Source organism: Pseudomonas sp. RW409 (assembly GCF_003184125.1).
In the GTDB taxonomy this organism is placed as follows: Bacteria; Pseudomonadota; Gammaproteobacteria; order Pseudomonadales; family Pseudomonadaceae; genus Aquipseudomonas; species Aquipseudomonas chlororaphis_I.
In genome coordinates, this window is the sequence record NZ_QHHP01000004.1 from 366,586 (window position 1) to 369,580 (window position 2,995).

Consider the following 2,995-nt stretch of genomic DNA (forward strand, 5'->3'; position numbering starts at 1 on the left):
CAGCTGGCGGATCAGGTCGGCCTGTTCGGCGATGGCTTCCTTGACCAGGTCGCCGATCGACAGCAGGCCCAGCAACTGGCCGTCTTCCACCACCGGCAGGTGCCGCAGGTGGCTGTCGGTCATGATGCCCATGCAGGTTTCCACGCTCTGGTGCGAGTCCACGGTGATCACCGGCGAACTCATGATCGCGCTGACCGGCGTGCCCACCGAGGAGCGGCCGTGCAGCACCAGCTTGCGCGCGTAGTCGCGTTCGCTGATCACCCCGACCACTTCGCCGTTCTGCATCACGGGCAGGGCGCCGACGTTCTTCTCGGCCATCAGCATCAGCGCCTCGAGCACCATCTGGTGGGGCGCGATGGTGTGCACTTGCTGGTTGTGCTTGGCCTTCAACTTCAGTACTTCAGCGACGCTCTTCATGGGGCGCTCCTGTTGTTTTGCCTGGGACGGCCTGGCGCCGCCCCGCGGGGGTCTCTACAGAATCGTAGAGAGTGAACGAAGGGGCAAGGTTGAAAGCGGCGCCCACAGGAGGAAAAACGTCACTGAATCGTTTCTGCCTGGAAAGCGCCCCATCCAGGAGCGCCCTGGCGCTACTCAATGGCCGAAACGCGCCAGGGAAAACGCGCTCAAATCGATCTCGCTGCGTCCGTCCACCAGTTGCTGGGCCAGGGCTTCGCCAATCGCCGCCGAGTGCTTGAAGCCGTGGCCGGAACAGGCGCTGACCACCGTGACGTTGGCCAGGCACGGGTGCTCGTCGATGATGAAGTGCGAGTCCGGGGTCACGGTGTAGGCGCAGACCGCGGACTTCACCCGTTGCGACGTGACCCCGGCGATATTGACCTGTACCAGATCGCGGTACATCGCCTCGCTCTGCGCCGCGCTGACCTGGCGGTCCAGGCTGTCCGGCGTCGAGGTCTCGCTGTACTGCTCGGTGGCGATCTTCATGCTGCCTTCGCCGGGTATCGGCGGAAAGCCGTAGCAGGTCTGCTCGTCGCTGGCGCCGTGGACGATAAAGCTCGGCGAGTGCTCGGGGAAGATCACCGGTTCCGCCAGTTGGTACCAGTACAAGGTCTGCCGGCACACCCGCAGCAACTTGTCGAACGGCGCGCCGAGCAATTGGCTGGACCACATGCCGGCGCAGACCACGACCTTGGCCGCGCTGATGCGCCGGTGCTGGCTGGTGATTTGCACCAGATCCTGCTCGTTTTTGATATCCAGCACCGTCTCGCCGGTGATCAGCGTCGCGCCCAACTGGCGGGCCAGGCTCAGCTGCGCATCGATGCAACGCTCCGGCCGCACATAACCGCCGCCGGGTTCGAAGTAGCCCAGGGAGCTGTCGTGGATCGGCGTGAACTGCGGGAAGCGTTGGCGGATCTGCGTGGCGTCCAGCACCTCATGCTCGATGCCGAACTGGCGGGCCAGGGCCAGGGTGTTTTCAGTGAAATCCGGCGTGGCGTCCTGGCCGCTCGGGGTGGCGCTGGAGGTCATCACCAGTACGCCGCACTGCTCGAACAACGGCTGCTCTGTCGGTACATCCAGCTGCGCTTCCAGCTCGCGCCAGATCTGCTGCGCGCGGATCGCCAGCGGCACATAGGCGGCGCCTTCGCCCACCGCCTGGCGGGTGATGCGGGTGTCGCCATGGCTCGAACCCTGGTCGTGGGGCGGGGCAAAACGGTCGATGCCGGCCACCTTCACTCCGCGCTTGGCCAACTGGTACAGGGTCGCGGCGCCCATGGCGCCCAGGCCTACTACAACAACGTCGAACGCGGGTGTCTGCATGGCAGTGTCCTTGAAAGTGGCGGCTCAGCGGCGATTGATGTTGGCCAGGGTCATGGGCGCGATGAGCCGGTGGAACGGCGCCACCGGCAGCATGTACAGGCGCCCCAGCAGGTTGTGCGGATGGACCACGGTGGACAGCACCACCGGGCGTAGGCCCTCGGCGGTCAGCGGCAGGCGGTTGAGGGACAGGTACACGTCCAGGTGCTTGTCGCGGTCCACCACCAGCACCTCGTCGGGGGCCTGGGCAACCAGGGTGAAGATGCCGACCCGGTCGTCCGGCCGGTAATCCTCGTCCGCCCTGGCCAGGTCGATGCGTGTCAGGCGCCCCAGGTCCTTGAGGCCGAACAACTGCACCACACGGTTGCGCAGGCCCATCATCCGGTCGATCCAGGCCGGGGTCTGGCTCATCAGGTTGAGCAGGTGGCGCATGGCCGTGCGGTCGGGGTCGTTGGCCAGCACCTGGCGGCAATCGATGAAGCTCGCCCCGACCGCCAGGTTGGCAATGCTGGATTGACTGGGCAATGGACAAGGCTGGACAGCGGTCTGCATCGATACGGTTCCCTGTAAACGTGGCGATGCCCGGCTGCACCGCAAGCGGCGAAAAATATCATTGTTTGTGGTTGGGGGGACCCGCTGGATGATGCCGCGCCCCTGTAGCCGCTGCCGAGCCCGCGAGGCTGCGACAAGGCCCGCAGGGCCTTCATCGGTCTCGAGATCGCCGCACCCTTCGGGTCGTACGCAGCCTGCGGCAGCGGCGACATGAAGCCAGGCCCCGACCCTGTAGCCGCTGCCGAGCCCGCGAGGCTGCGACAAGGCCCGCAGGGCCTTCATCGGTCTTGAGATCGCCGCGCCCCTTCGGGTCGATCGCAGCCTGCGGCAGCGGCTACACAAAGCCTGATGCCGCGCCCCTGTAGCCGCTGCCGAGCCCGCGAGGCTGCGATAAGGCCCGCAGGGCCTTCATCGGTCTCGAGATTGTTGCGCCCCTTCGGGTCGATCGCAGCCTGCGGCAGCGGCTACACAAAGCCTGATGCCGCGCCCCTGTAGCCGCTGCCGAGCCCGCGAGGCTGCGACAAGGCCCGCAGGGCCTTCATCGGTCTCGAGATTGTTGCGCCCCTTCGGGTCGATCGCAGCCTGCGGCAGCGGCTACACAAAGCCTGATGCCGCGCCCCTGTAGCCGCTGCCGAGCCCGCGAGGCTGCGACAAGGCCCGCAGGGCCTTC

General features: G+C 66.4%; 3 protein-coding genes. All 3 read right to left on the reverse strand.

Features of this window, described 5'->3' with window-relative positions; genetic code table 11:
- The coding region (locus tag DK261_RS04200) for a CBS domain-containing protein (RefSeq protein WP_110175479.1) at positions 1-417 on the reverse strand (417 nt) is incomplete at its 3' end.
- A 174-nt stretch (positions 418-591) separates the two neighbouring features.
- On the reverse strand, positions 592-1,776 hold the full coding sequence (solA, locus tag DK261_RS04205; RefSeq protein ID WP_110175321.1) for an N-methyl-L-tryptophan oxidase: 1,185 nt from the start codon (positions 1,774-1,776) through the stop codon (positions 592-594).
- Positions 1,777-1,800: 24 nt separating this feature from the next.
- The gene (locus DK261_RS04210) at positions 1,801-2,325 is read right to left on the reverse strand and encodes a DUF2867 domain-containing protein (RefSeq protein ID WP_101282146.1); all 525 of its coding nucleotides are present in this window, start codon (positions 2,323-2,325) and stop codon (positions 1,801-1,803) included.
- Between the last annotated feature and the right edge of the window lie 670 nt (positions 2,326-2,995).